This is a genomic window from Streptomyces sp. NPDC107546, from assembly GCF_055639175.1.
The window spans coordinates 130,934-155,068 of record NZ_JBVKBA010000002.1 but is presented as its reverse complement, the minus strand read 5'-3'; the positions used below and the strand labels follow the sequence as shown (position 1 = coordinate 155,068).

Here is a 24,135-nt window from a genome sequence, read left to right as displayed (position 1 = left end):
CCAGTGGCCGCTACGCAGTGTGTCCTATACGGGTGCGGCGGTCTAGGCCCGCTGCGGGTGGTGCAGGCCCAGGTTCTCGTAGATCTCCAACGTCGCCGTGGAGCTGTTGAGTGTAATGAAGTGCAGTCCGGGGACCCCCTCGGCCAGCAGCCTCGCACAGAACTCCGTGGCGAAGTCGATGCCGACCGAGCGTACCGCCGCCGGATCGTCCTTCACCGCGAGGATCCGCTCTTCAAGGCCGCCGGGGAGGGCGGCGTTGCTGAGCTGGGGCAGCCGCTGAAGCATCCGCACGCTGGTCACGGGCATGACCTCGGGGATGACCGGGGTGTCGCAGCCGGCCGCGGCGACCCGGTCGCGCAGGCGCAGGTACGACTCCGGCTGGAAGAACATCTGCGTGATCGCGTAGTCGGCGCCGGCCCGGCACTTGTCGACGAAGTGCGCGACGTCGGTGTCCCAGTCTCTGGAGCGGGGGTGCATCTCCGGGAAGGCGGCGACGCCCACGCAGAAGTCGCCCGACTCCTTGATGAGCCGGACGAGTTCGGCCGCATAGGTCAGGCCCCTGGGGTGCGGCACCCACTCGCCCATGGGGTCGCCGGGCGGGTCGCCGCGCACCGCGAGCATGTTGCGGATCCCGGCGTCGGCGTACTGGCCGATGATGTTGCGCAGCTCGGCGACGGAGTGGTTGACCGCGGTGAGGTGGGCGACCGGGGTGAGCGTCGTGTCGGCGACGATCTGCTCGGTCTCCTTGACCGTGCCCGCACGGGTGGACCCGCCGGCGCCGTACGTGACGGAGACGAAGTCGGGGGCGACCGCCTCGACCCTTCGCAGCGCAGTCCACAGGTTCCGCTGGCCCTTGGGGGTCTTCGGCGCCGAGAACTCGAACGAGTACGTCGTCTTGCCGGTGGCGAGGATGTCGCGCACGGTCCGTGCGCGATCAGTCCTCGTGGATGCAGTTCCGAGGGCCATAGTCGCAGGTTAGCCAGGGCTCGGCGGTCCCCCAACCGGACGCCCGGGATTTGCCCGAATTGTCGACTTGTTGTCCACCCATCGGACAACACGGCGCAGGACCGGCCTCCGGGCGCTCCTACGCGGCGCGCAGCCGCTTGGCGAACTCCGCCGCCGCCGCGCCGGGGTCGTCCGCCTCCGTGATCGCGCGGACGACCACCACGCGGCGGGCGCCGGCCTCGAGGGCCTGATCCAGGTTGCCCAGGTCGATGCCGCCGATGGCGAACCAGGGGCGGTCGATGCCGAGCGCGGCGGTGTGACGGACCAGGCCGAGGCCGGGGGCGGGGCGGCCGGGCTTGGTGGGGGTGGGCCAGCAGGGGCCGGTGCAGAAGTAGTCCACACCTTCCTGGACGGCGGCGGCCTCGGCCTCCGCCTCGGAGTGGGTGGAGCGGCCTATCAGGATGTCGTCGCCGAGGATGGCGCGGGCCGCGGGGACGGGGAGGTCGCCCTGGCCGAGGTGCAGGACGTCGGGGCGGGCGGCGTGGGCCACGTCCGCGCGGTCGTTCACCGCGAGGAGCTTGCCGTGGCGGGCACAGGCCTCGGCGAGGACCTGGAGGTGCTCCAGCTCCTCGGCGGCCTCCATGCCCTTCTCGCGCAGCTGCACGATGTCGACGCCGCCGGCGAGGACCACGTCGAGGAACTCGGCGAGGTCGCCCTGGCGCTTGCGTGCGTCCGTGCACAGATAGAGGCGGGCGTCGGCGAGCCGGGCGGTACGGGCGGTGTCGGGCACGGTGGTGTTCCCCCGTTGTCGGTGGCGTACGGGCCGCGGCGGGGCGCGGTCGGCCGGAGCCGGGGCGTGTCCCTGGCCCGCGGCCCGTACGCCGGACGGTTGTTCTTGTGTGCCGGCCTGATCGGACCGGAACCGGTCCGATCGGGTCAGGTCCGATCGGGTCGCCCGGTCCGATCAGGCCGGCTCGATCAGACGGCGAGCGCCTGCGCGCGGCGCTTCACCTCCGTGCCGCGATTCTCGCTGAGAGCCTGCGCGGGGGTGCCGGGCAGGGTCGGGTCGGAGGTGAAGAGCCACTCGATCATCTCTTCGACCGTGAAGCCGTCGTCCCGCAGCAGGGTCAGGGTGCCGGACAGGCCCTTGACCACCTTGTCCCCGTCGATGAAGGCGGCGGGGACGTGCAGCGCCTTGTTCTCGCCTCGGCGGACGGCGATGAGCTGGCCCTCCTTGACCAACTGCCGCACGCGGGTCACCTCCACGCCGAGGGCGTCGGCGATGTCTGGCAGGGTGAGCCAGGCGGGGACGAGAGCATCGATCTTTGCGTCAATCTCGGTCACGGGATCAAGCGTGCCATCCCGGACTGACAGTCGGAAGCGGAGCGCCTCCGGCGGGGTTAGGCGGAGAGGGTGGTTGCGTCCTAGGCCGTCGCCTCCTTCAGTGGGCGGGACGGGTCCGACAGCAGTGCGGGGTTCATGGGGGTGCCCGATTCGATCAGGCGGCGGCCCTGCGCCAGGTCCCGGGGGCGGCCCACGGCCAGCAGGGCCACCAGACGGCCCTCGCGCAGCCAGCAGACCGTCCAGGCCGCGCCCTCGGGGTCGCCGCGCCACACCGTCGTGTCGGCGGACGCGTGGTGGCCCACGTACTGGACGAACCGGCCGAACTGCTCCGACCAGAAGTACGGCACCGGGTCGTACGCCACCGGTGTCTGGCCGATGATGTTCGCGGCCACCGTGCGCGGACCCTGGAGGGCGTTGTCCCAGTGATGGACGAGCAGGCGCTCCTCGTAGCGGCCCGACGGGAAGGACGCGCAGTCACCGACCGCGTACACGTCCGGCACCGAGGTGCGCAGATGGTCGTCGGCCAGCACCTCGCCGTGCACGCCCAGCTCGATCCCTGACCCGGCCAGCCATGCCGTGGCGGGCCGGGCCCCGATGCCCACCACCACCGCCCCGGCCGGCACCCGGGAGCCGTCGTCCAGCACGACCGCGCCCGGCTCGATGCGCGCCACGCGCGCGTGTGTGCGCAGCTCGGCCCCGCTGTCCGCGTACCAGGCCGTCATCGGCGCCGCCACCTCCGCGGGCAGCGCTCCCGCGAGCGGCCGGTCCGCGGCCTCCACCACGGTCACCGCGCAGCCCGCCTCGCGTGCCGCGGTGGCGAACTCGGCGCCGATCCAGCCCGCGCCGACGACCACGATGTCGTGCTGAAGGGCGAGCACCGGCCGCAGCCGCTCGGCGTCGTCCAGCGTGCGCAGCAGATGCACCCCGGGGACGCCCTCCGCACCCGGCAGCCGGATCGGCTCCGCCCCGGTCGCGATGACCAGGACGTCGTACGGGACGGGGCCCCGCTCGGTGTCCAGCTCATGGTCATCGGGGCGCAGGCCGGTCGCCTCGCGACCCAGCTCGAGCCCGATGTCCAGCGCCTCGAAGTCGACGTCGAAGGCGGAGCCCTCGGCCTTGCCGAGCAGCACCGCCTTGGACAGCGGCGGCCTGTCGTACGGCTGGTGCGGCTCCGCGCCGATCAGCGTCACGCCGCCGGTGAAGCCCTGTTCCCGCAGGGCGACCGCGGTCTGCACCCCGGCCATGCCCGCGCCCACGACGACGACGCGCCGTGCCGTACCGCCCCGTGCCTGCGTCTGCTCGCTCACCTGATCACCATAGACAACTGACGAATTGTCAGTCAGGGGGCGTGCTGAGTGACGTCCTGCACAGCCCCGGGCCGGGCGGAGGCTGCCTTACAAGGGCGGCGCTCCGAGGGCTAGGGTTGCCACCGTAAGCACTCACGGGAGCCCGGCGCACCGGGCTGAGAGGGAGGCTGGGACGGCCTCCGACCGTACGAACCTGATCCGGGTCATGCCGGCGAAGGGAGGGGCTGGACGCCCATGTCGCGTACACCGGACGAACCGTCGACTTCGCGCGATGCGTCGACCGTGTCGGACGTCCTCGTCATCGGGGGCGGGATCATCGGTCTGGTGACCGCCTGGCGGGCGGCGCAGCGCGGGTTCGTCACCGCCGTGGTGGATCCGGAGCCGGGCGGCGGAGCCGCGCAGGTGGCCGCCGGGATGCTGGCCGCGGTCACCGAGCTGCACTACGGCGAGCAGACGCTGCTCGCCCTGAATCTCGCCTCCGCGCGCCGCTACCCGGACTTCGCCGCCGAACTGACCGAGGCCACCGGCCGGGACCTGGGCTACCGCCGCTGCGGCACGCTCGCCGTCGCGCTCGACGCCGACGACCGCGCCGAGCTGCGCGAACTGCACGCCCTGCAGCAGCGCTCGGGGCTGGAGTCGGAGTGGCTGAGCGGGCGGGAGTGCCGCCGTCTGGAGCCGATGCTCGCACCGGGCGTGCGCGGGGGGCTCAGGGTCGACGGCGACCACCAGATCGACCCGCGCTGCCTCGCCGCGGCCCTGGTGACGGCCTGTGAACGCGCCGGGGTGGTCTTCCACCGGGTGTGGGCCGAGCGGCTCACGATGGTGCGGGAGCGGGCCTGCGGGGTGCGGACCGCCGACGGCACCGAGCTCGCCGCCGGGCAGGTCGTCCTCGCCGCGGGCAGCCTCAGCGGGCGGCTCGCGGGCGTCCCGGACGACGTCCTGCCGCCCGTACGTCCCGTGAAGGGCCAGGTGCTGCGGCTGACCGTGCCCGAGCGGTACGCGCCGTTCCTGAGCCGTACGGTGCGCGCCGTCGTCCGCGGTGGCGCCATCTACCTCGTGCCGCGTGAGAACGGCGAGCTGGTGGTCGGCGCGACCAGTGAGGAGCTGGGCTGGGACACCACGGTCACCGCGGGCGGGGTGTACGAGCTGCTGCGGGACGCGCACGAGCTGGTGCCGGGGATCACCGAGCTGCCGCTCACCGAGACGCGGGCGGGACTGCGCCCCGGCTCCCCGGACAACGCGCCGCTGCTCGGCCCCACCGGGCTGGACGGCCTGCTGCTGGCCACCGGCCACTACCGCAACGGTGTCCTGCTCACCCCGGTCACCGGGGACGTCATGGCGCACGTGCTGACCACCGGTGAGCTTCCTCGGGAGGCCCGCCCCTTCACCCCCCGGCGTTTCACCGCCGCCGCACTCACGGAGCAGCCCGTATGAACATCTCGGTCAACGGGGAGACCCACGAGGTCACCCCGGGTGTCGCGCTCGACGCGGTGGTGCGGAACCTGACCGCTGCCCCCTCGGGCGTGGCCGCCGCCGTCAACGAAACCGTCGTCCCGCGCGCCCAGTGGGCGTCGACGTCCCTCAGCGAGGGAGACCGCGTCGAGGTCCTCACCGCCGTCCAAGGAGGCTGACCCATGGCTGACGATCCCTTCGTCCTCGGTGGGACCACCTACTCGTCCCGGTTGATCATGGGAACGGGTGGTGCGCCCAGCCTGGATGTGCTGGAGCGGGCGCTGGTGGCGTCCGGCACGGAGCTGACGACGGTCGCGATGCGGCGCGTCGACGCCTCGGTGCACGGCTCGGTCCTGTCCGTGCTCGACAAGCTGGGCATCCGGGTCCTGCCGAACACCGCGGGCTGCTTCACCGCGGGCGAGGCCGTGCTCACCGCCCGCCTCGCGCGCGAGGCCCTCGGCACGGATCTGGTCAAGCTGGAGGTCATCGCCGACGAGCGGACCCTGCTGCCGGACCCGATCGAGCTGCTGGAGGCGGCCGAGACGCTGGTGGACGACGGCTTCACCGTGCTGCCGTACACGAACGACGACCCCGTTCTCGCCCGCAAGCTGGAGGACGTCGGCTGCGCCGCGATCATGCCGCTCGGCTCCCCGATCGGGTCCGGGCTCGGCATCCGCAACCCCCACAACTTCCAGCTGATCGTGGAGCACGCGCGCGTGCCGGTCATCCTGGACGCGGGCGCGGGCACGGCGTCGGACGTGGCGCTGGCGATGGAGCTGGGGTGCGCGGGTGTGATGCTCGCCTCGGCGGTGACGCGGGCGCAGGAGCCGGTCCTGATGGCGGAGGCCATGCGGCATGCGGTGGAGGCCGGCAGGCTCGCCCGCCGGGCGGGCCGTATCCCGCGCCGGCACTTCGCGGAGGCGTCGTCGCCGATGGAGGGCATGGCCAGGCTGGACCCGGAGCTGCCGGCCTTCTGAGCCGGACCGGGGGAGGCCGCGTCACAGGTCGGCTGCAGTCGGGCGCCGGTATCCCCGCAGCGGACGGTGGGTGACAGTGCGCCCTCGTAGACTCACCAGCGTGGATACGACCCTTCAGGACCCTCTCGTCGGGCAGGTGCTCGACGGCCGCTATCGCGTCGACGCGCGGATCGCGGTCGGCGGGATGGCCACGGTCTACCGGGCCCTGGACACCCGCCTGGACCGTGTGCTCGCGCTGAAGGTGATGCACCCGACGCTGGCGGCCGACGGCTCGTTCGTCGAGCGCTTCATACGCGAGGCCAAGTCGGTCGCCCGTCTCGACCACCCGAACGTCGTGCAGGTTTTCGATCAGGGTGCCGACGGGTCGTACGTCTACCTGGCCATGGAGTACGTCGCCGGCTGCACCCTGCGCGACGTGCTGCGCGAGCGCGGGGCGCTGCAGCCGCGCGCGGCCCTGGACATCCTGGAACCGGTGCTGGCCGCCCTGGGGGCCGCGCACCGCGCCGGGTTCGTGCACCGGGACATGAAGCCGGAGAACGTCCTCATAGGTGACGACGGCCGGGTCAAGGTGGCCGATTTCGGTCTCGTCCGGTCCGTCGACACCGTCACCAGTACCACGGGCGCCGTCCTCGGCACCGTCTCCTACCTCGCCCCGGAGCAGGTCGAGCACGGCGCGGCCGACCCGCGGGTCGACGTCTACGCGTGCGGGGTCGTCCTCCACGAGATGCTGACCGGCGCCAAGCCGCACCACGGCGACTCCCCCGCCCAGGTGCTCTACCGGCACCTGAACGAGGACGTGCCCCCGCCGTCGGCTGTCGTGCCCGGGCTGTCCGTCGAACTCGACGACCTGGTCGCGTCCGCGACCGCGCGCAACCCCGAGCTGCGCCCGGCGGACGCGGTGGCGCTGCTGGGTCAGGTGCTTCAGGCCCGTGGCGCGCTGACCGACGAGCAGCTGGACGCCGTGCCGCCGGGGGCCATCGCCGCGGAGCACGACAACGCCGAGGACCGCACGAGCGTGATCCCTCGCCTGCTGCCGGCCCATCCCGTGGGCGAGGACCGCGAGGCAGTCCTCAACCGGACGAGCCGGCTTCAGACCCCGCCGCCCGAGCCGCCTCGGCGCTCGCCGCGACCCCGGCGCGGGCTGCTCGCGCTGGTCCTCGCCGTGCTGGTGGTGTTCGGTGTCGGCACGGGGGTCTGGTACATCAACTCGGGCCAGTTCACCAAGGTCCCGCCGCTCCTGGCGAAGACGGAGGCCGAGGCCCGGGCCCGGCTGAAGGAGGCCGGTCTCGAGGTCAAGCAGGTCAGACACGCCTACAGCGACACGGTGAAGCGCGGCACGGTGATCAGGACCGATCCGGCGGTGGGTGCGCGGATCCGCTCTCACGACGCGGTGACGCTGACGCTCTCGGACGGTCCCGAGACAGTGCAGGTGCCCGACCTGAAGGGCTACCCGCTGGACCAGGCGCAGGCCCGGCTGAAGAAGGACGGCCTGGTGCCGGGCATGGTCACACAGGCGTTCAGCGCGGACGTGCCCAAGGGCTCCGTGATCGGCACCGATCCCGGGGCGGGGACCGAACGGCACGGCGGTTCGGCGATCGCGCTCACCGTCAGCAAGGGCAGCCCGGTGGACGTGCCCGACGTCAGGGGCGCCTCCATCGACGACGCCACGTCACAGCTCCAGGAAGCGGGCCTGCGGGTGAGGATCGCCGACACGCAGGTCACCTCGGAGTACGACGCCGGAAAGGTCGCCCGGCAGTCGCCGGACGGGGGGCAGCAGGCCGCCGGGGGCGACACGGTCACGTTGACGATCTCCAAGGGCCGACCGATGGTCGAGGTGCCGGACGTCACCGGGCAGAACGTCGACGACGCGAAGAAGGCACTCGAGGCCGCCGGCTTCCAGGTCGAGGAGGACCGGGGTCTGCTGGGCCTGTTCGGCGACACGGTGAAGAGCCAGTCGGTCAAGGGCGGGGACAAGGCGCCGAAGGGATCGACGATCACCATCAAGATCCGCTAGCGGACCGGCCGAGGACGGGCGGCCCGGCAGCACGTGACACCCTTGGGGGGTGAGCACTGAGCAGTCCCGTGACGCCCTCGGCCCCTTTGGCCCCTCTCGCAACCCGATCGGCAGTCACGTCCCGGTGGCCGGTGGGCTGAACTCCGTCGGGCTGGCCTACGCCCGTGACATCGGGGCGGAGACGGTCCAGGTCTTCGTGGCCAACCCGCGCGGCTGGGCGACGCCCGCCGGCAGTCCGCGTCAGGACGAGGAGTTCCAGGCCGTGTGCGCCGCCGAGTCGATCCCGGTGTACGTCCACGCTCCATACCTGATCAACTTCGGCTCGCACACCGAGGCGACCGTGGACAGGTCGGTGGAGTCGCTGAGGCACTCGCTGCGGCGGGGCCGTCGGATCGGGGCGCGGGGCGTGGTCGTGCACACCGGCAGCGCGACCGGCGGCCGGGACCGTTCGGTGGCGCTGAAGCAGGTGCGGGAGCGCATGCTGCCGCTGCTGGACGAGCTGACGCACGACGACGACCCGTGGCTGCTGCTGGAGTCGACCGCGGGCCAGGGCGCCTCACTGTGCTCCCGCACCTGGGACTTCGGGCCGTACTTCGAAGCCCTGGACGCCCACCCCAAGCTCGGTGTCTGCCTGGACACCTGTCACATCTTCGCGGCCGGGCACGACCTGACCGGGCCGGACGGGGCGCATCGGACGCTGGACCTGCTGGTGGACACCGTCGGCGAGGGCCGGCTGAAGCTGATCCACGCGAACGACTCCCAGGAGGCGGTCGGCGCCCACCGGGACCGTCACGCGAACATAGGCGCCGGCCACATCGGCGAGGCCCCGTTCGGCGCGCTGATGACGCACCCGGCCACCGAGGGCGTGCCTCTGATCATCGAGACGCCCGGCCGCAAAGAAGGGCACGCGGCGGACGTGGAACGGCTGAAGAAGCTGCGCGACGGCTGACCCGCTGCCGCCCTGGACCTCAGAGTTCGGGGCCGTCCCCGGGCCCCTCCTGGTAGGAGTAGCGCTGCTCCTTCCACGGGTCACCGATGTTGTGGTACCCGCGCTCCTCCCAGAAGCCGCGCCGATCGGTGGTCATGTACTCGACGCCGCGAACCCACTTGGGGCCCTTCCAGGCGTAAAGGTGCGGCACGATCAGGCGCAGCGGGAAGCCGTGTTCCGCGGTGAGCAGTTCGCCGTCCTTGTGCGTGGCGAAGATGGTGCTGTCGGAGGCGAAGTCGGACAGGCGCAGATTGGAGCTGAACCCGTACTCCGCCCACACCATCACGTGGGTGACCGTGGGCGCGGGCGGGGCGATCTCCAGGATCGTACGGGCCGGGATGCCGCCCCATTCGGCGCCGACCATGCTGAACTTCGTCACACAGTGCAGATCGGCCACGACGGTCGCGTACGGCAGCGACGTGAACTCCTCGTGGTTCCAGCAGTGCTTCCCGCCGTCCGCGGTGGCGCCGAAGACCCGGAACTCCCAGCGCTCGGGGCGGAACTTGGGCACGGGACCGTAGTGCGTGACCGGCCAGCCCCGCTGGAGTCGCTGTCCCGGCGGAAGCTGTGACCGTGCCGTTTCTCCAGATTCGCGCTCCACCGGATGACCCATGACTCCATCCTGACAGACCGCGGAGGGTGCACATGACCAGCCCGGATTCAATTCGGACATCTCAGACTAAGCGTGAACTTACTGGACGCTCTTCGGCGCCAGTGCCATGATGCGGCGCAGCCCGCCCGTCCCCCGCCCGGAAGGACCCCCGCCATGCAGGGCGACCCAGAGGTCATCGAATTCCTCAACGAGCAGCTCACCGGTGAGCTGACCGCGATCAACCAGTACTTCCTGCACGCGAAGATGCAGGAGAACCTCGGGTGGTACAAGCTCGCCAGGTACACGCGGCGGGAGTCGTTCGACGAGATGAAGCACGCGGAGGTGCTCACCGACCGCATCCTCTTCCTCGAGGGCCTGCCGAACTACCAGCGACTCTTCCATGTGCGGGTGGGGCAGACCGCCAGGGAGATGTTCGAGGCGGACCGGCAGATCGAGGTGGAGGCGATCGACCGGCTCAGGCGGGGGATCAAGGTGATGCGGGAGAAGGGCGACATCACCTCCGCGAACATCTTCGAGTCGATCCTGGCGGACGAGGAGCACCACATCGACTACCTGGACACCCAGCTGGACCTGCTGGAGAAGCTGGGCGACGCGCTGTACATCTCCCAGGTCATCGAACAGCCGGAGAGCTAGCGCCGCGGGCGCCGGGCGGCGCTAGGCGGCTTCTTCCAGGCCGGAGAGCACCGGCTCGGCGATCTCAGGACGAGGGCACGCGCCGCGCCCCAAGAGCGCCTGGATCCTGCGTACACAGGAACCGCAGTCCGTGCCCGCCTTGCAGGCGGAGGCGATCTGCCGCGGGGTGCAGGCGCCGTCCTGCGCGTGCTGCCTCACCTGCTGCTCGGTGACGCCGAAGCAACTGCAGACGTACACGCGGTGCACCTCCCGCCGAGATCAATAAGGCAAACCTAACCTTACCTTCCCTACCGGGAGCGCAACAGCAGAGTGGGGCGCGGATCGTGTGATCCGCGCCCCACTCTCGTCGGTCGGCGCCCGCAGGCTACTGGTCCCGGTACATCTCCGCGACGAGGAACGCCAGGTCCAGCGACTGGCTGCGGTTCAGCCGCGGGTCACACGCCGTCTCGTAGCGCTGGTGCAGGTCGTCGACGAAGATCTCGTCACCGCCGCCCACGCACTCGGTGACGTCGTCGCCGGTCAGCTCCACGTGGATGCCACCCGGGTGCGTACCGAGCCCCTTGTGGACCTCGAAGAAGCCCTTGACCTCGTCGAGCACGTCGTCGAAGCGGCGGGTCTTGTGCCCGGAGGCCGCCTCGAACGTGTTGCCGTGCATCGGGTCGGTCACCCAGGCCACCACCGCGCCGGACGCCGTGACCTTCTCCACCAGCTCGGGGAGCCGGTCGCGGATCTTGTCCGCGCCCATGCGGACGATGAAGGTCAGCCGACCGGGCTCGCGGTCCGGGTCGAGGCGGTCGATGTACCGCAGCGCCTCCTCGGCCGTCGTGGTCGGGCCGAGCTTGATGCCGATCGGGTTGCGGATCCTCGAGGCGAACTCGATGTGCGCGCCGTCCATCTGCCGAGTGCGCTCACCGATCCACACCATGTGCGCCGAGACGTCGTACAGCTGCCCGGTACGGGAGTCGGTGCGGGTCAGCGCAGACTCGTAGTCGAGCAGCAGCGCCTCGTGCGAGGAGTAGAACTCGACGGTCTTGAACTCCTCCGGGTCGGCCCCGCAGGCGTGCATGAAGTTCAGTGCGTTGTCGATCTCGCGCGCCAGCTGCTCGTAGCGCTGACCGGACGGCGACGACTTCACGAAGTCCTGGTTCCAGGCGTGCACCTGGCGCAGGTCGGCGTAGCCGCCGGTGGTGAAGGCACGCACCAGGTTCAGCGTGGACGCCGAGGCGTGGTACATGCTCTTCAGGCGCTCCGGGTCCGGGATCCGCGACTCCTCGGTGAACTCGAAGCCGTTGACGGAGTCGCCCCGGTACACCGGCAGCGTCACCCCGTCGCGGGTCTCGGTCGGCTTGGAGCGCGGCTTGGAGTACTGGCCGGCGATACGGCCGACCTTCACCACCGGCACCGAGGCGGCGTACGTGAGCACGGCGCCCATCTGGAGCAGCGTCTTGAGCTTGTTGCGGATGTGATCGGCGGACACCGCGTCGAAGGCCTCGGCGCAGTCGCCGCCCTGGAGCAGGAACGCCTCGCCCCTGGCGACGGCTCCCATCCGGGCGCGCAGCTGGTCGCACTCGCCCGCGAAGACGAGCGGCGGATACGACGCGAGGTCCGCGATCACCTTGCGCAGAGCCTCGGGGTCGGGGTACTCGGGCTGCTGCGCCGCGGGCAGGTCTCGCCAGGTGTTGCCAGCGCTCGGGCTGGTCTTAGCGTTCACGGTCACCCCCTAAACATTACGGGGTCGTGTCCACCGCTTATCGGTGCGCTCGACTGTTGAGACGGCTCGTCCCGCCCGGGGCGGGGATCGGGTGTAGGGTGCGGGGCATGTTCGCGCACTCGACCCAGAACCAGAACTGGTGGTGGACCGCTTCTCCGGCGGCCCACTGACTGCGCGTACGCACGACTTCGCGAAGGCCGCCCGAGGGGCGGCCTTCGGCGTTCTCGCGACCGGGCCGTTCCCTCTCACCTCACCGAGAAGGGCACCGCCCATGAACCTGCTCGACCTGCTGGACGACCCCCGCCCGTTCGCCCTGCTGCGCCGCCGCACCCCGGGGCGTGAGCACGACACCGTCGAGGTGCTGACCGGCCCGGTCGGCCGTTTCGAGCGCCTGGCCGACCTGCCCGGGGAGGCCCTCGCCCTCGTCCCGTACCGACAGATCCGCGAGCGCGGCTTCGACGTCCGCGACGACGGCACACCGCTGCTGGCGCTCACGCCCGAGCAGTCGTACGAGATCCCCCTGGACCAGGCGCTGGCGCAGCTGCCTCGGCACGACGTCCGGGTCGAGGACGGCGGCTTCGACGTCGCCGACGAGGAGTACGCCGGGATCGTCGGGCGGGTGCTTCAGGAGGAGATCGGGCGTGGCGAGGGCGCCAACTTCGTGATCCGGCGGACGTACGAGGGCCGGATCCCGGAGTTCGGCCGGGCCGACGCCCTCGCGCTCTTCCGGCGGCTGCTGGTCGGGGAGCGCGGCGCGTACTGGACCTTCGTCGTATACACCGGTGACCGGACTCTGGTGGGGGCCAGCCCCGAGGTGCACGTACGGATGTCCGGTGGAACCGTCGTCATGAACCCGATCAGTGGCACCTACCGCTATCCCGCTGACGGCCCGACCCCCGCGGACCTGCTCCGCTTCCTCGCCGACGGCAAGGAGATCGAGGAGCTGTCGATGGTCGTCGACGAGGAGCTGAAGATGATGTGCACGGTCGGCGACATGGGCGGGGTCGTCGTCGGACCGCGCCTGAAGGAGATGGCCCACCTCGCGCACACCGAGTACGAACTGCGCGGGAAGTCCACGCTCGACGTGCGCGCGGTGCTGAAGGAGACGATGTTCGCGGCGACCGTCACCGGTTCACCGGTGCAGAACGCCTGCCGGGTGATCGAGCGGCACGAGGTCGGGGGCCGGGGTTACTACGCGGGCGCGCTGGCGCTGCTCGGCCGGGACGCCGGAGGCGCGCAGACCCTTGACTCCCCCATCCTGATCCGCACCGCCGACATCGCCGCCGACGGACGGCTGCGGGTACCCGTCGGGGCCACGCTCGTGCGCGGTTCCGACCCCAAGAGCGAGGTCGCGGAGACCCACGCCAAGGCGGCCGGGGTGCTGGCGGCGCTGGGGGTACGGGCCGGGCGGCCGCGCGAGGACCACGTACGGCCGAACCTGGCGGAGGACCCGCGGGTGCGGGCGGCGCTGGACGGACGGCGGGAGAAACTCGCCCCGTTCTGGCTGCGGATGCAGGAACGGGCCTCGGAACTGACCGGGCACGCGTTCGTCGTGGACGGCGAGGACACATTCACCGCGATGCTCGCGCACGTCCTGCGCTCGACCGGTCTGGAGGTGACCGTACGGCGGTACGACGAGCCGGGGCTCAAGGAGGCGGTGCTCGCGCACTCCGGTCCCGTGGTGCTCGGGCCGGGGCCGGGCGACCCCTCGGACCTGGCCGATCCCAAGATGCGGTTCCTGCGGGAGCTGACGGCCCAGGTCCTCAGGGGCCACCGGCACGGGGTGCTGGGCGTCTGCCTGGGCCATGAGCTGATCGCGGCCGAGCTGGGCCTGGAGATCGTCCGCAAGGAGGTTCCGTACCAGGGCGCCCAGACGGAGATCGACCTGTTCGGGCGGCGGGAGACCGTCGGCTTCTACAACAGCTTCGTGGCGCGCTGCGACGACGACGTGGCGGCCGAGCTGGTGGCGCACGGCGTCGAGGTCAGCCGCAGCGCGACCGGGGAGGTCCACGCGCTGCGCGGGCCCGGGTTCGCCGGGGTGCAGTTCCACCCGGAGTCGGTGCTGTCGGTGGGCGGCGCCGGCGTCGTACGGCAGCTGCTGGGCGGGCTGGCCGCCGCGGACACGAGCCCGTTCGCGGAGCGGCGGCCGGCGCTGTAGCGGGGCGACCCACGCTGTAGCAGGCGGGGAGGACACGGCCGGGGTGGGACCGCCCCGGCCGGGTTCCTCGCTGTGCGGCGTCAGCCGAAGAAGACGCCGACCTCCTGGTACAGCTTCAGGTCGACCGTCTTCAGCTTGGCGGTGGCCTCGGAGAGGGGGACTCGGACGATGTCCGTGCCGCGCAGGGCGACCATCTTCCCGAAGTCGCCGTCGCGGACGCAGTCGATGGCGTGCAGGCCGAAGCGGGTGGCGAGCCAGCGGTCGAAGGCGCTGGGCGTGCCGCCGCGCTGGACGTGGCCGAGCACGGTCGTCCGGGCCTCCTTGCCGGTGCGCCTCTCGATCTCCTTCGCCAGCCACTCGCCGACGCCGGAGAGGCGGACATGCCCGAAGGAGTCCAGCGACCCGTCCTTGAGCACCATGTCGCCGTCCTTCGGCATCGCTCCCTCGGCCACGACCACGATCGGCGCGTACGACGCCTTGAACCGGGACGTCACCCAGGCGCACACCTGGTCGACGTCGAAGCGCTGCTCGGGGATGAGGATGGCGTTGGCGCCGCCGGCGAGCCCTGAGTGCAGGGCGATCCAACCCGCGTGACGGCCCATCACCTCCACCACGAGGACCCGCATGTGGGACTCCGCCGTGGTGTGCAGGCGGTCGATCGCCTCGGTCGCGATGTTGACGGCGGTGTCGAAGCCGAAGGTGTAGTCCGTGGCGGACAGGTCGTTGTCGATGGTCTTGGGTACGCCGACGACGTGGACGCCGTACTCGTCGGACAGCCGCGCCGCGACCCCGAGGGTGTCCTCGCCGCCGATCGCGACGAGCGCGTCGACCTCCTCCTTGGCGAGGTTGTCCTTGATGCGGCGGATGCCGTTCTCCTGCTTGAGGGGATTGGTGCGCGAGGAGCCGAGGATGGTGCCGCCGCGGGGGAGGATGCCGCGCACGGCGGGGATGTCGAGCCGTACGGTGTCGCCTTCGAGGGGACCCCGCCAGCCGTCCCGGAAGCCGACGAAGTCGTAGCCGTACTCCTGCACGCCCTTGCGCACGATGCCCCGGATGACGGCGTTGAGCCCGGGGCAGTCGCCGCCTCCGGTCAGTACTCCGACCCGCATGGAAATGTCCCTTCGCCGCGGTTGCCTGGTGCAGGTCACGCTAATAGTGACCCAGGTCACTTCGGCATGGGTGTGAAGGTCAATTCCGGTGAATTGTCCGGCAGTTGATCACCGTCAATCCACTCGAAAGCGGGATATCCCTCCAGGGGTTGACCGGGCGGTCCGCTACGGCCTACTCGCCGTCGAGTCCCCGCTCGATCGCGTACCGCACCAGCTCCACCCGGTTGTGCAGCTGGAGCTTGCCCAGGGTGTTCTGGACGTGGTTCTGCACGGTGCGGTGCGAGATCACCAGGCGTTCGGCGATCTGCTTGTAGCTCAGGCCCTTGGCGACCAGACGCAGCACCTCGGTCTCACGGTCGGTCAGCCGCGGTGCCTTCGGCTCGTCCGCGCCGGCTGCGGGGGCCGGTTCGGAGGCGAGGCGGCGGTACTCGCCGAGGACGAGCCCCGCGAGGCCAGGGGTGAACACCGGGTCGCCGACCGCCGTGCGGCGCACCGCGTCTATCAGCTCCTGAGTGGACGCCGACTTCAGCAGGTAGCCGGTCGCACCCGACTTCACGGCCTCCAGCACGTCCGCGTGCTCGCCGCTGGCCGACAGCACCAGCACGCGCAGCGCCGGATCGGCGCCGACCAGTTCCTTGCAGACCTGGACGCCGGGCTTGGCCGGCAGGTTGAGGTCCAGGACGAGCACGTCCGGCGAGGCGGCCCGGGCCCGGCGCACGGCCTGCACACCGTCCCCGGCGGTGGCGACGACGTCGAACCCGGACTCGGCGAGGTCACGTGCGACGGCGTCCCGCCACATGGGGTGATCGTCGACCACCATGACCCTGACCGGGCCCTGCCCCCGCTCGTCCGTCGTCGTGCCGCTCTCCGTCACCGCTGCTCCGCCTTCCCCCGTGCGTCCCTGAGGTCCTGCCCGTCCCTCACGGCCTTCGGTAGCTTCAGTTCCACTTCCGTGCCCTGACCCGGGACCGAGATCCACTCGGCCGTGCCGCCGATGTCGCGCAGACGGCCGCGGATCGACTGCGCCACTCCGAGGCGTCCCTCCTCCTCCGCCCGGGCGAGGCGTCCCTCCGGGATGCCGGGCCCGTCGTCCCGCACGGTCACCACGATCCCCTCCGGCTCGTCCTCGACCAGGATCCAGGCGCGGGCGCCCTCCCCCGCGTGCCGGCGGACATTGTCCAGGGCGGCACCGACAGCGGCGGCCAGTTCCCGTGCCACGGCCGGGGCGAGCGGCACCGGGCAGCCCGGTTCGGACAGCGTCACCCGGGCGCCCGCGTACCGGGCGAGCAGGGTGCGCAGATCGACCGGGCCCTCCTCGGCGTCCGGTTCGTCGACGGCGCGGACGACCGCGCCGAGCGCCGTGTCCTCCGACACCCGCGACGGCGGCACCAGGCCCCCGGAGACCAGGGTGCGCAGCGCCACCTCCTGCTCCCCGGCCAGCCGGCCCAGCTCGGCGGCCTCGCCGCCGAGCGCGGTGCCGCGCCGCTGCACCATGGCGAGCACCTGGAGCACACTGTCGTGGATGCCCCGGGCCAGCCGCTCCCGCTCCCGGGTCGCGGCCTCGATCTCCAGCGCGCGGGCGAGGGTGCGCTCGGAGGCGCGGGCGACCTCGACGACGTAGCCGATCGCGATGGAGGCGACCCAGACGAGGACCACGTTGTGCACGGTGTCCCGGGCCGGGGAGCCTCGCTCGACCAGGTTCGCCACGGCGACCGGTGTGGAGGCGAAGGCCGCCCAGCGCCAGCCGCCCTTGAGCGCGTACGCCAGGACCGACCCGGCGGTCCATATCGACGGCAGGGTCGGGCCGCCGGAGGCGATCCGCTCGTGCGAGTCGGCGACGGGGGTGAGCAGGATGCCGGTGAGCGCGATGGTGAGGTCGATGGCCAGGAACCACCTGGTACAACTCGCCGCGTTCGCGACCCGGGGAAGCGTGGCCAGGGTCCACACGCTCAGCACCACGTAGTACGCGATCGCCGGCCAGGGCCGGGTGAACGTGTCGTAGGCGGTCGCGAAGAACCCGATCGCGTACAGCATCGTCAGGACCCGGTACCCGGCCAGGGCGCGCCACAGCGGCTGCTCGACGGACATCCTGATGACACGCTCGCGCTTGGCCATGTCCCCCCTCTTCCTCGGCCGTTCCCCGCCACCCCAGCCCGTAAGGGCCGTGTCCTAAGAGCCCGTCGGTCCCTTCCCCGCGTCCTTCTGCGCGTCCTTCTGTGCCTGCTTCTCCGCCTTGGCAGCCTCCGCGATCTGCCGCTTGGCGGCGGTCGCGTAGATGTCGACGTACTCCTGGCCAGAGAGCTTCATGATCTCGTACATGACCTCGTCGGTGATCGCGCGGAGCACGAACCGGTCGTGCTCCATGCCCTGGTAGCGGCTGAAGTCCAGCGGCTTGCCGATCCGGATCCCCGGCCGCATCAGCTTGGGGACGACCTTCCCCGGCGGCTGGATCTTCTCCGTGTCGATCATGGCGACCGGGATGACGGGCGCCCCGGTCGCGAGCGCCACGCGCGCGAGGCCGCCGGGCTTGCCCCGGTAGAGACGGCCGTCGGGCGAGCGCGTGCCCTCCGGGTAGATGCCGAACAACTCGCCGCGTTCCAGCACTTCGATGCCGCTCTTGATGGCGGCCTCACCCGCGCCGCGCGCTCCCGAGCGGTCGACGGGAAGCTGACCGACGCCCTTGAAGAAGGCGGCGGTCAGCCGGCCCTTCACACCGGGCGTGGTGAAGTACTCGGCCTTCGCGATGAAGGTCACCTTGCGATCGAGCACCGCGGGCAGGAAGAACGAGTCCGAGAAGGACAGGTGATTGCTCGCCAGGATCGCGGGGCCCTCGGCGGGAACGTTCTCCAGGCCTTCCACCCACGGCCTGAAGGCGAGCTTCAGCGGCCCCCCGATGGATACCTTCATCGCGCCGTACAACAACCGAGTGCCTCCTGTGTCTGTAGATCAGACCTTAACGCGGCCCGCCGACAAAGGATCCGACGACCCTGGTCGGTGTCAGTGCCGTCGCGTACGGTGAAGTACCTGCAATCGACGTGCCCAGCCCCTTTTCATGAACAGGAGACCGACGTGCCGGTCCTCCCCGGAGCCGAGCCGTACCGCCACGAGGGCGGGGAGATCGGCGTCCTCCTCTGCCACGGCTTCACCGGTTCCCCGCAGTCGCTGCGCCCCTGGGCGGAGCATCTGGCCGAGCGCGGCCTCACCGTCTCGCTGCCGCTGCTGCCCGGGCACGGCACGCGCTGGGAGGACATGCAGCTCACCGGCTGGCAGGACTGGTACGGAGAGGTGGACCGCGAGCTGCGCGCCCTGCTCCGGAGCTGCGCGCAGGTGTTCGTGGCCGGCTTGTCCATGGGGGGTGCCCTGGCCCTCCGGCTGGCCGCCAGGCACGGGGACGCGGTCAGCGGCGTCATCGTGGTCAACCCGGCGAACAAGGTGCACGGCCTGTCCGCGTACGCCCTGCCGGTCGCCCGCCACCTCGTGCGGACGACGAAGGGGATCGCCAGCGACATCGCCAAGCCGGACAGCGTGGAGCTGGGCTACGACCGGGTGCCGCTGCACGCGGCGCACTCGTTGCGAAACTTCTTCCGGGTCGTCGACGGCGAGCTGCCGCAGGTCACCCAGCCGCTGCTGCTCCTGCACAGCCCGCAGGACCACGTGGTGCCGCCGGCCGACTCGGCCCGGATTCTGAGCCGGGTCTCCTCCACGGACGTGCGGGAGATCCTGTTGGAACAGAGCTACCACGTGGCGACGTTGGACCACGACGCGGACCGGATCTTCGAGGAGAGTCACGCGTTCATCGGCCGGCTCGCGAGCAGTGTCGGCAAGGAAGGGACGGCCGCAGGTGGCTGAGCACGACTCCGACCGCGAGGACCGCGAGCCGGACGAGAAGGGTGTGCCCTTCGACGAGGAGGCCGCGTGGGCGGCGATCGTCGCGGGCTACGGCGAGGAGCCGCCGGACCCGCCGGGTTCGAAGCCGTTCAAGCCGGTCGAGGACCTGGCGCTGCCCGACTGGGAGCCGAACAGCGTCACGTTCAAGGACGACGAGACGAAGGACGGACCGGTGAAGCCGCTGGGCAGCTCGGTGTCCTTCGCCCCCGGGGTGGGCCCTCGGGACTACGCGCCGCCGGAGCCGTCCGAGGACGACTTCGACGAGGCCGACGAGGGCCACTTCGTACCGCCGGAGCCGCCGCCGCTGCCCGCGACGGACACGACGGCGAAGTTCGCGTGGCTCTCGGTGATCGGCGGCCCGGTGCTGCTTCTGCTGGCGGTGGTGCTGGGCTGGGAGATGAGCTGGTGGCTCGCCACGCTCGGCGTCGGCGGCTTCCTGGGCGGCTTCGCGACCCTCGTCGTACGCATGAGGACGGACGACGACGGGGACGACGAACCGGGTCGCGGCGCGGTGGTCTGACGCGGTGGTCCGATCCCCTACGAGGCGGGGACCCTGAGGGCGGCGAGCACCGGAAGGTGGTCCGTGGCCGCCGTGAGGTCCCGCTCCGTCACGCCGGGGTGGCCGAGGGGGACCCCGCAGCCGAGGACCTCGATGCCGCGGGTGGCGAAGACGGCGTCGATACGGCGTGGGGGGCCGGAGCGGGTCCAGGTGTGCTCGCCGCCCCAAGGAGCGGTGGCCCGGGCGTCCTGAAGGTCGGCGGCGAGGCGCTTGAAGGTGGGCCCGTCGGGGGTCTCGTTGAGATCGCCGCCCGCGATCGCGTGCTCGACGCCCATCGCGGCGAGGCGGTCGAGGAGCATGCCGCCCTGTTCGTAGCGCTCGTCGTCCTGCAGGCTCAGATGGCAGCCGATGACGCCGAGCCGGGCGCCGCCGAACCGCACGACCGCCGTTGCGAACCCGCGGCGGTGCAGGCCGGGGGTGAGGGGCAGCAGGACGTCCTCGGTGCGCTCGACGGTGGCCCGCAGCGAGCAGAGCAGGGCCGGTCCGGCGGCGGTGGCGCCGCCCGAGAGGATCACGAGACCGGAGGCCGCCGCGAGCCGGGCGAGCTTCTTGCGCCACCGGAAGAAACGTGGGGCCTCCTGGACGAGCACGAGGTCGGGGGCGCAGGCGCGGATGACGCGCGCGAGCGCGTCCGTGTCGTCGCGCATCGACCGGATGTTGTAGCTGAGCACCCGGAGGACGGCGGATCCGTCGGCTTCGGTTCGGGAGTCGGGGAGCAGCGGGTCGGAGGTCGCCATGCGGATCAAGATACGCGTCGCCCGGCTGCGGCCCCGCAGGGGTTGCTCGCCCCCGCCGCCCTTACCGGTCCGGTCCCGGGGAACCCACCCCGGGCCCCGGGGAACCCGCCGGGTCCGGCCGGAACGGCGGCGCCCGCCGGGCCCCTGGGGGCGCGGCGGGCGCTGCCGTGCGTGGAACGGTGTCACATGATCGGGTCGGGCTCCCGGGCCAGGTCCGCCGCGCCCACCAGGCCCGCCTTGTTGCCCAGCTGGGCCGCGATCACGTCGGCGACCGGGCGCCAGTTGCCGCCCACCAGCCAGCGCTTGTAGGACTTGCGGATCGGGTCCAGGACCAGTTCGCCCTCGTCGGAGAGGCCGCCGCCGACGATGAACGCCGAGGGGTCGAAGAGCGACGCCAGGTCGGCGAGGCCCGCGCCGGCCCAGCGGGCCAGCTCGCGGTAGGAGTCCACCGCCACCGGGTCGCCCTGACGCGCGGCCATCGAGATGTGCTTGCCCTCGATGCCGTCGGGGGTGCCGTCGCCCAGCGACAGCAGCAGCTCCGCGTTCTCGGGCGTCGCGTTCGCGCGCTGCTTGGCGTAACGGACCAGTGCGCGGCCCGAAGCGTACTGCTCCCAGCAGCCCTGCGACCCGCAGCCGCACAGCAGCCCGTCCGGAACCATCCGGATGTGGCCGAACTCGGCGGCGACGCCGAAGTGCCCGCGGCGCAGCTTGTTGCCGATGATGATGCCGCCGCCGAGGCCGGTGCCGAGCGTGATGCAGATGACGTTGCGGTGGCCCTTGCCCGCGCCGAACTTGTACTCGCCCCACGCGGCCGCGTTCGCGTCGTTCTCGACGACCACCGGGAGGCCCACGCGGGCCTCGACCTTCTCCTTCAGCGGCTCCTGGCGCCAGTCGATGTTCGGCGCGAAGTAGACCGTCGAGCGCTGACGGTTGACGTATCCGGCAGCACCGATCCCCACGCCGACGATCTCGTGTCCGGCACGGGCGCCCTCGACGGCAGCGGCAATGGCGTCCACGATGGCCTCGGGCGTGCCCGGAGTCGGCACCTTGTGGGTCGAGAGGATGTTGCCTTCCTCGTCGACCACACCGGCCGCGATCTTCGTGCCGCCGATGTCGACGCCGATGGTGAGTCCCATGAATCCCTCAGTTTCGGTCGAGCCCCGCTACGGCCCACCGTACCCGAGGGGCCGTAAGGGCGTCGGGCGGCTCCCTCCGGCCCCCGGACCCCGGCCTCTGACGGCTCTCCCCCGCCGGACACAGCTCTAGTCGAGGTCGATGTGCTCGCCGGGGCCCTCGTCCCCGTCCTGTCGGCGGGGGTCCACGTCGCCGGACGTGCGGTTGGTCCAGCGCCGCTCCTGGGCCTCGACCGCGGAGCGGTAGGCCGCGAGCAGCTCGGAGCCGGCCGTCGCGAGGTGGTCGAAGACGTCCGGGTTGCGCTCGATGACCGGCTCCACCGCCGCCTTGGCCTGCTGCACGACCTGGCGGACCATCTGCTGGGCCGTGCCCGAGGCCGCCGCGCCGAGCAGCGGCGCCTGCAGCCCGGACAACTTGTCCGCGACGGCGTCGACGAGCTTCTTCAGCTCCTCGGTGGCCGAGCCGGGCGGCGGGCCGTACCGGGCCCGGCGGCGGGCCTTCTCCGCGGCGAGGTCCTCGGCGCATGCTGTCGCCCAGGCGTCGGCGTCGGTCACCCGCACTTCCTCGGCCTCCTCCTGAGCGGCGTCGGAGTAGGGGCGCTCTTCGCTCATGGCGGACTCCTGACTGCGGTTCGTACTACCGACGTTACCCGAACGGGGGTACGTGCTTCATCAGACGAGGCCGGGGCCGCGCACCGCCCCTACGAGGTGCGCGGCCACAGCTCCGGATCCGGTGCGAAGCGGATGCGCAGCTCGCCCTCGCGCAGCGCCGCCCCGGCCACGGTGCAGCGGCGCAGCGCCGACGGAAGGGGAACGATGCGGCGGAACGGCCCCGCGGTCACCACGATCTCGTCGCCGCGCCGGACGAGGTCCAGTTCCTCGCGTATCGCGCCGGGCAGCGGAATGTGCCACACGAGCACTCCGTCCTCGGCGAGCCGGTCCTCAACGGGCCACTCGGCCGGGGAAGGCGCCGGATTGACGTCCGGGAGTGCGAGCGCGGCGAGGTCGTCGGCGCCGCGCGGGTCGTGGCCGAGGTGCGGGACGCCGTGCACGGCGTAGGCGCCCTGCCACTCCTGAAGGGTCTTGCGCTGCTGGGCGGCGAGCTGAGCGAGCCAGGCGTCGTGGCCGCCGTCGGGCACGACGCGGTTCGCGACCAGGGTCTCGGGGCGCAGGGTGCGCAGGGCCAGGCCGGTACCGGCGGTACGGACCGCGTCGGCGGCGGCCGGGCCCGGTTCGGCGACCAGCCACACGCTGGTGCCGCGGTCGGCGAGTACCGCCTCCACGGCGGCCAGTTCGACGTCCCAGCGGGCGCTGGTCTCGTACAGCCACTCGGCGGGCATCGGCACGCCCGCGAGACGGCCGAGGACGGGGCGCAGGGCGCGCGCGGCCTGCCGCTCCGGTGGGAGCAGCCGGCGCAGATAGCGGCGGAGTTCCTCGGGCAGGGCGAGCAGGACGAGCGCCTGCGGAGCGGGGGGCAGGTCGACGACGAGGAGGTCGTAGGACTCGGAGAGCGCGGCGTCGCGCAGGGCACGCAGCAGGGCGAGTTCCTCGGCGCCGGGCAGGGGGGTGACCTCCTCCGCGTCCAGCGGGACGGCGCCGAGGAGGTCGAGCGCGGTGGCCGCGCGGTCCTGGAAGGCCACGAGGCCGTCGCGGAAGCGGGCGGCGGCGTCCGGGCGCCAGGCGGTGAGACCGGGTGCGGCCTCGACGGGGCGGGCGCCGGTGGGGACGCCGAGTACGGCACCGAGGGTGTCGGTGCGGTCGGCGCTGAGCACGAGGGTGCGGCTGCCCCGACGGGCGGCGTTCAGCGCGGTGGCCGCGGCGACGGTGGTCCGGCCGGAGCCGCCGGGGCCGGTGATCAGGATGGTGCGCATGACCGTGAACGGTAACGGAGAGGTACCGCCGCGACGCGACAGCACCCGGCGCGTGCCGTGGCCGTCACCTGTCCCCCGGCCGCACGTCACCTCTCCCGCGACTCGAAGGCGGCTACTTCTCCCCCGACTCCACCCGCTTCTTCAGCCCGGCCAGCGCGCGGTCGGTGATGACCTTCTCCGCCTTGCGCTTGATCATGCCGAGCATCGGGATCTTGACATCGACGGTCAGCCGGTAGGTCACCTCGGTGGCGCCCGCACCGGCCGGCTTGAGCAGGTACGAGCCGTCCAGGGAGCGCAGCATCTGCGACTTGACGAGGGTCCAGGAGACCTCGCTGTCGCCCGTCCAGGTGTACGCGAGCGTCTGGTCGTCCTTGATGGCGCCGGCGTCCATGACGAGGCGCACCTGCTCGGCACGGCCCTGCTCGTCGGTGGAGAGGACCTCCGCCTCCTTCACCTCGCCCGTCCAGTCCGGGTAGCGCGCGAAGTCGGCGATCACCCGCATGACGTCGGCCGGAGCCGCCTCGATCGTGATGCTCGAGCTGGTGTGTTCCGCCATCGCCGTGGCTCCTCCAGATGCGGTCCGGTGAGGGAGGGTGTGCGCCGTGCGCACGTGTGTGCAGCGTGAAGGCTACCGCGCACGCGCGGCGCCGCTACCACCCCACCGGGGCTTGGGCCGGCGGGGACGTCTCAGAGCCG

At 71.9% G+C, this 24,135-nt stretch carries 26 protein-coding genes and 1 riboswitch; of the genes, 10 read left to right on the top strand and 16 right to left on the bottom strand.

Annotated elements, in window-relative coordinates:
* Positions 1–42 precede the first annotated feature (42 nt).
* The 4 genes from metF to ACZ7L1_RS03245 form a co-directional block, all read right to left on the bottom strand.
* Positions 43–966: a methylenetetrahydrofolate reductase [NAD(P)H] gene (gene metF, locus ACZ7L1_RS03260; RefSeq protein ID WP_471433750.1), complete on the bottom strand. Its 924-nt coding sequence runs from the start codon at positions 964–966 to the stop codon at positions 43–45.
* A 118-nt stretch (positions 967–1,084) separates the two neighbouring features.
* The gene (gene thiE, locus ACZ7L1_RS03255; protein WP_471433748.1) at positions 1,085–1,735 is read right to left on the bottom strand and encodes a thiamine phosphate synthase; all 651 of its coding nucleotides are present in this window, start codon (positions 1,733–1,735) and stop codon (positions 1,085–1,087) included.
* Between the two features lie 188 nt (positions 1,736–1,923).
* On the bottom strand, positions 1,924–2,289 hold the full coding sequence (locus ACZ7L1_RS03250) for an Rv2175c family DNA-binding protein (RefSeq protein ID WP_471433746.1): 366 nt from the start codon (positions 2,287–2,289) through the stop codon (positions 1,924–1,926).
* 80 nt (positions 2,290–2,369) lie between these two features.
* A complete protein-coding gene (locus ACZ7L1_RS03245) occupies positions 2,370–3,596 on the bottom strand; it encodes an NAD(P)/FAD-dependent oxidoreductase (RefSeq protein WP_471433745.1) in 1,227 nt (408 codons plus the stop codon).
* A 124-nt stretch (positions 3,597–3,720) separates the two neighbouring features.
* Positions 3,721–3,833, top strand: a riboswitch (TPP riboswitch).
* Between ACZ7L1_RS03245 and thiO the strand changes: the two genes are divergently transcribed.
* The 5 genes from thiO to ACZ7L1_RS03220 all read left to right on the top strand — a co-directional run bounded on the left by thiO (position 3,831) and on the right by ACZ7L1_RS03220 (position 8,988).
* A complete protein-coding gene (gene thiO / locus ACZ7L1_RS03240; RefSeq protein ID WP_471433743.1) occupies positions 3,831–5,030 on the top strand; it encodes a glycine oxidase ThiO in 1,200 nt (399 codons plus the stop codon). Its footprint overlaps the riboswitch before it by 3 nt.
* Positions 5,027–5,227, top strand: a complete 201-nt coding sequence (gene thiS, locus ACZ7L1_RS03235; RefSeq protein WP_471433741.1) for a sulfur carrier protein ThiS — start codon at positions 5,027–5,029, stop codon at positions 5,225–5,227. The genes thiO and thiS overlap by 4 nt, the downstream gene beginning before the upstream one ends.
* Positions 5,228–5,230: 3 nt before the next feature.
* Positions 5,231–6,025 (top strand): thiazole synthase, encoded by a 795-nt coding sequence (locus ACZ7L1_RS03230; protein ID WP_103839847.1) that lies wholly within the window; start codon positions 5,231–5,233, stop codon positions 6,023–6,025.
* Positions 6,026–6,125: 100 nt separating this feature from the next.
* Positions 6,126–8,039, top strand: a complete 1,914-nt coding sequence (gene pknB, locus ACZ7L1_RS03225) for a Stk1 family PASTA domain-containing Ser/Thr kinase (RefSeq protein WP_471433740.1) — start codon at positions 6,126–6,128, stop codon at positions 8,037–8,039.
* Between the two features lie 49 nt (positions 8,040–8,088).
* Positions 8,089–8,988 carry a deoxyribonuclease IV gene (locus ACZ7L1_RS03220; protein WP_471433738.1) on the top strand — a complete coding sequence of 300 codons (900 nt, stop codon included), beginning with the start codon at positions 8,089–8,091 and terminating at the stop codon, positions 8,986–8,988.
* A 19-nt stretch (positions 8,989–9,007) separates the two neighbouring features.
* On the opposite strand, the gene ACZ7L1_RS03215 is transcribed toward ACZ7L1_RS03220, so the two are convergent.
* Entirely contained in the window at positions 9,008–9,640 is a 633-nt protein-coding gene (locus tag ACZ7L1_RS03215; RefSeq protein ID WP_471433737.1) for a sulfite oxidase-like oxidoreductase, read from the bottom strand.
* A 153-nt stretch (positions 9,641–9,793) separates the two neighbouring features.
* Here ACZ7L1_RS03215 and bfr point away from each other — a divergent pair, with 153 nt between their 5' ends.
* Positions 9,794–10,273, top strand: a complete 480-nt coding sequence (gene bfr / locus ACZ7L1_RS03210; RefSeq protein ID WP_471433735.1) for a bacterioferritin — start codon at positions 9,794–9,796, stop codon at positions 10,271–10,273.
* Positions 10,274–10,294: 21 nt separating this feature from the next.
* Here the strand turns inward: bfr and ACZ7L1_RS03205 are convergent, their stop codons facing one another.
* Positions 10,295–10,519, bottom strand: coding sequence for a (2Fe-2S)-binding protein (locus ACZ7L1_RS03205; RefSeq protein WP_471433734.1), 225 nt, complete (start codon positions 10,517–10,519; stop codon positions 10,295–10,297).
* Positions 10,520–10,637: 118 nt separating this feature from the next.
* Positions 10,638–11,990 (bottom strand): class II 3-deoxy-7-phosphoheptulonate synthase, encoded by a 1,353-nt coding sequence (locus tag ACZ7L1_RS03200; RefSeq protein WP_471433732.1) that lies wholly within the window; start codon positions 11,988–11,990, stop codon positions 10,638–10,640.
* 101 nt (positions 11,991–12,091) lie between these two features.
* On the opposite strand from ACZ7L1_RS03200, the gene ACZ7L1_RS03195 reads away from it, so the two are divergent.
* Entirely contained in the window at positions 12,092–12,154 is a 63-nt protein-coding gene (locus ACZ7L1_RS03195; RefSeq protein ID WP_376395695.1) for a trp operon leader peptide, read from the top strand.
* 101 nt (positions 12,155–12,255) lie between these two features.
* Positions 12,256–14,142 (top strand): anthranilate synthase family protein, encoded by a 1,887-nt coding sequence (locus ACZ7L1_RS03190; protein ID WP_471433731.1) that lies wholly within the window; start codon positions 12,256–12,258, stop codon positions 14,140–14,142.
* Positions 14,143–14,222: 80 nt separating this feature from the next.
* On the opposite strand, the gene ACZ7L1_RS03185 is transcribed toward ACZ7L1_RS03190, so the two are convergent.
* The 4 genes from ACZ7L1_RS03185 to ACZ7L1_RS03170 form a co-directional block, all read right to left on the bottom strand.
* On the bottom strand, positions 14,223–15,251 hold the full coding sequence (locus ACZ7L1_RS03185) for a 6-phosphofructokinase (protein WP_103843037.1): 1,029 nt from the start codon (positions 15,249–15,251) through the stop codon (positions 14,223–14,225).
* Between the two features lie 172 nt (positions 15,252–15,423).
* A complete protein-coding gene (locus ACZ7L1_RS03180) occupies positions 15,424–16,071 on the bottom strand; it encodes a response regulator (RefSeq protein WP_471434218.1) in 648 nt (215 codons plus the stop codon).
* A 50-nt stretch (positions 16,072–16,121) separates the two neighbouring features.
* Complete coding sequence (gene macS, locus ACZ7L1_RS03175) at positions 16,122–17,366, bottom strand: MacS family sensor histidine kinase (RefSeq protein WP_471433729.1); 1,245 nt, start codon at positions 17,364–17,366, stop codon at positions 16,122–16,124.
* Positions 17,367–17,420: 54 nt separating this feature from the next.
* Positions 17,421–18,158 carry a lysophospholipid acyltransferase family protein gene (locus ACZ7L1_RS03170; protein ID WP_471433728.1) on the bottom strand — a complete coding sequence of 246 codons (738 nt, stop codon included), beginning with the start codon at positions 18,156–18,158 and terminating at the stop codon, positions 17,421–17,423.
* A 162-nt stretch (positions 18,159–18,320) separates the two neighbouring features.
* Between ACZ7L1_RS03170 and ACZ7L1_RS03165 the strand changes: the two genes are divergently transcribed.
* Positions 18,321–19,100, top strand: a complete 780-nt coding sequence (locus ACZ7L1_RS03165) for an alpha/beta hydrolase (RefSeq protein WP_471433726.1) — start codon at positions 18,321–18,323, stop codon at positions 19,098–19,100.
* Positions 19,093–19,659 (top strand): hypothetical protein, encoded by a 567-nt coding sequence (locus ACZ7L1_RS03160; protein WP_471433724.1) that lies wholly within the window; start codon positions 19,093–19,095, stop codon positions 19,657–19,659. Before ACZ7L1_RS03165 ends, ACZ7L1_RS03160 begins: the two co-directional genes overlap by 8 nt.
* Before the next feature lie 17 nt (positions 19,660–19,676).
* Here ACZ7L1_RS03160 and ACZ7L1_RS03155 read toward each other — a convergent pair whose 3' ends face one another.
* The 5 genes from ACZ7L1_RS03155 to ACZ7L1_RS03135 form a co-directional block, all read right to left on the bottom strand.
* Positions 19,677–20,435 (bottom strand): endonuclease/exonuclease/phosphatase family protein, encoded by a 759-nt coding sequence (locus tag ACZ7L1_RS03155; RefSeq protein WP_471433722.1) that lies wholly within the window; start codon positions 20,433–20,435, stop codon positions 19,677–19,679.
* Between the two features lie 182 nt (positions 20,436–20,617).
* Positions 20,618–21,571 carry an ROK family glucokinase gene (locus ACZ7L1_RS03150; RefSeq protein ID WP_388562681.1) on the bottom strand — a complete coding sequence of 318 codons (954 nt, stop codon included), beginning with the start codon at positions 21,569–21,571 and terminating at the stop codon, positions 20,618–20,620.
* A gap of 126 nt (positions 21,572–21,697) precedes the next feature.
* Positions 21,698–22,180 (bottom strand): DUF5304 domain-containing protein, encoded by a 483-nt coding sequence (locus tag ACZ7L1_RS03145; protein ID WP_471433720.1) that lies wholly within the window; start codon positions 22,178–22,180, stop codon positions 21,698–21,700.
* An 89-nt stretch (positions 22,181–22,269) separates the two neighbouring features.
* Positions 22,270–23,439 (bottom strand): ArsA family ATPase, encoded by a 1,170-nt coding sequence (locus tag ACZ7L1_RS03140; protein WP_471433719.1) that lies wholly within the window; start codon positions 23,437–23,439, stop codon positions 22,270–22,272.
* A gap of 112 nt (positions 23,440–23,551) precedes the next feature.
* Positions 23,552–23,995 carry an SRPBCC family protein gene (locus tag ACZ7L1_RS03135; RefSeq protein WP_200416974.1) on the bottom strand — a complete coding sequence of 148 codons (444 nt, stop codon included), beginning with the start codon at positions 23,993–23,995 and terminating at the stop codon, positions 23,552–23,554.
* Positions 23,996–24,135: the final 140 nt, after the last annotated feature.

Bases quoted from the DNA above. Each gene is read 5' to 3' on its own strand.
- thiS (WP_471433741.1), top strand. From the start codon at position 5,027: ATGAACATCTCGGTCAACGGGGAGACCCACGAGGTCACCCCGGGTGTC.
- ACZ7L1_RS03185 (WP_103843037.1), bottom strand. From the start codon at position 15,251: ATGCGGGTCGGAGTACTGACCGGAGGCGGCGACTGCCCCGGGCTCAAC.
- ACZ7L1_RS03150 (WP_388562681.1), bottom strand. From the start codon at position 21,571: ATGGGACTCACCATCGGCGTCGACATCGGCGGCACGAAGATCGCGGCC.
- ACZ7L1_RS03190 (WP_471433731.1), top strand. From the start codon at position 12,256: ATGAACCTGCTCGACCTGCTGGACGACCCCCGCCCGTTCGCCCTGCTG.
- ACZ7L1_RS03170 (WP_471433728.1), bottom strand. From the start codon at position 18,158: ATGAAGGTATCCATCGGGGGGCCGCTGAAGCTCGCCTTCAGGCCGTGG.
- ACZ7L1_RS03135 (WP_200416974.1), bottom strand. From the start codon at position 23,995: ATGGCGGAACACACCAGCTCGAGCATCACGATCGAGGCGGCTCCGGCC.
- ACZ7L1_RS03215 (WP_471433737.1), bottom strand. From the start codon at position 9,640: ATGGGTCATCCGGTGGAGCGCGAATCTGGAGAAACGGCACGGTCACAG.
- thiO (WP_471433743.1), top strand. From the start codon at position 3,831: ATGTCGCGTACACCGGACGAACCGTCGACTTCGCGCGATGCGTCGACC.
- metF (WP_471433750.1), bottom strand. From the start codon at position 966: ATGGCCCTCGGAACTGCATCCACGAGGACTGATCGCGCACGGACCGTG.
- macS (WP_471433729.1), bottom strand. From the start codon at position 17,366: ATGGCCAAGCGCGAGCGTGTCATCAGGATGTCCGTCGAGCAGCCGCTG.
- ACZ7L1_RS03140 (WP_471433719.1), bottom strand. From the start codon at position 23,439: ATGCGCACCATCCTGATCACCGGCCCCGGCGGCTCCGGCCGGACCACC.
- ACZ7L1_RS03155 (WP_471433722.1), bottom strand. From the start codon at position 20,435: ATGGCGACCTCCGACCCGCTGCTCCCCGACTCCCGAACCGAAGCCGAC.
- ACZ7L1_RS03145 (WP_471433720.1), bottom strand. From the start codon at position 22,180: ATGAGCGAAGAGCGCCCCTACTCCGACGCCGCTCAGGAGGAGGCCGAG.
- ACZ7L1_RS03180 (WP_471434218.1), bottom strand. From the start codon at position 16,071: ATGGTGGTCGACGATCACCCCATGTGGCGGGACGCCGTCGCACGTGAC.
- ACZ7L1_RS03230 (WP_103839847.1), top strand. From the start codon at position 5,231: ATGGCTGACGATCCCTTCGTCCTCGGTGGGACCACCTACTCGTCCCGG.
- bfr (WP_471433735.1), top strand. From the start codon at position 9,794: ATGCAGGGCGACCCAGAGGTCATCGAATTCCTCAACGAGCAGCTCACC.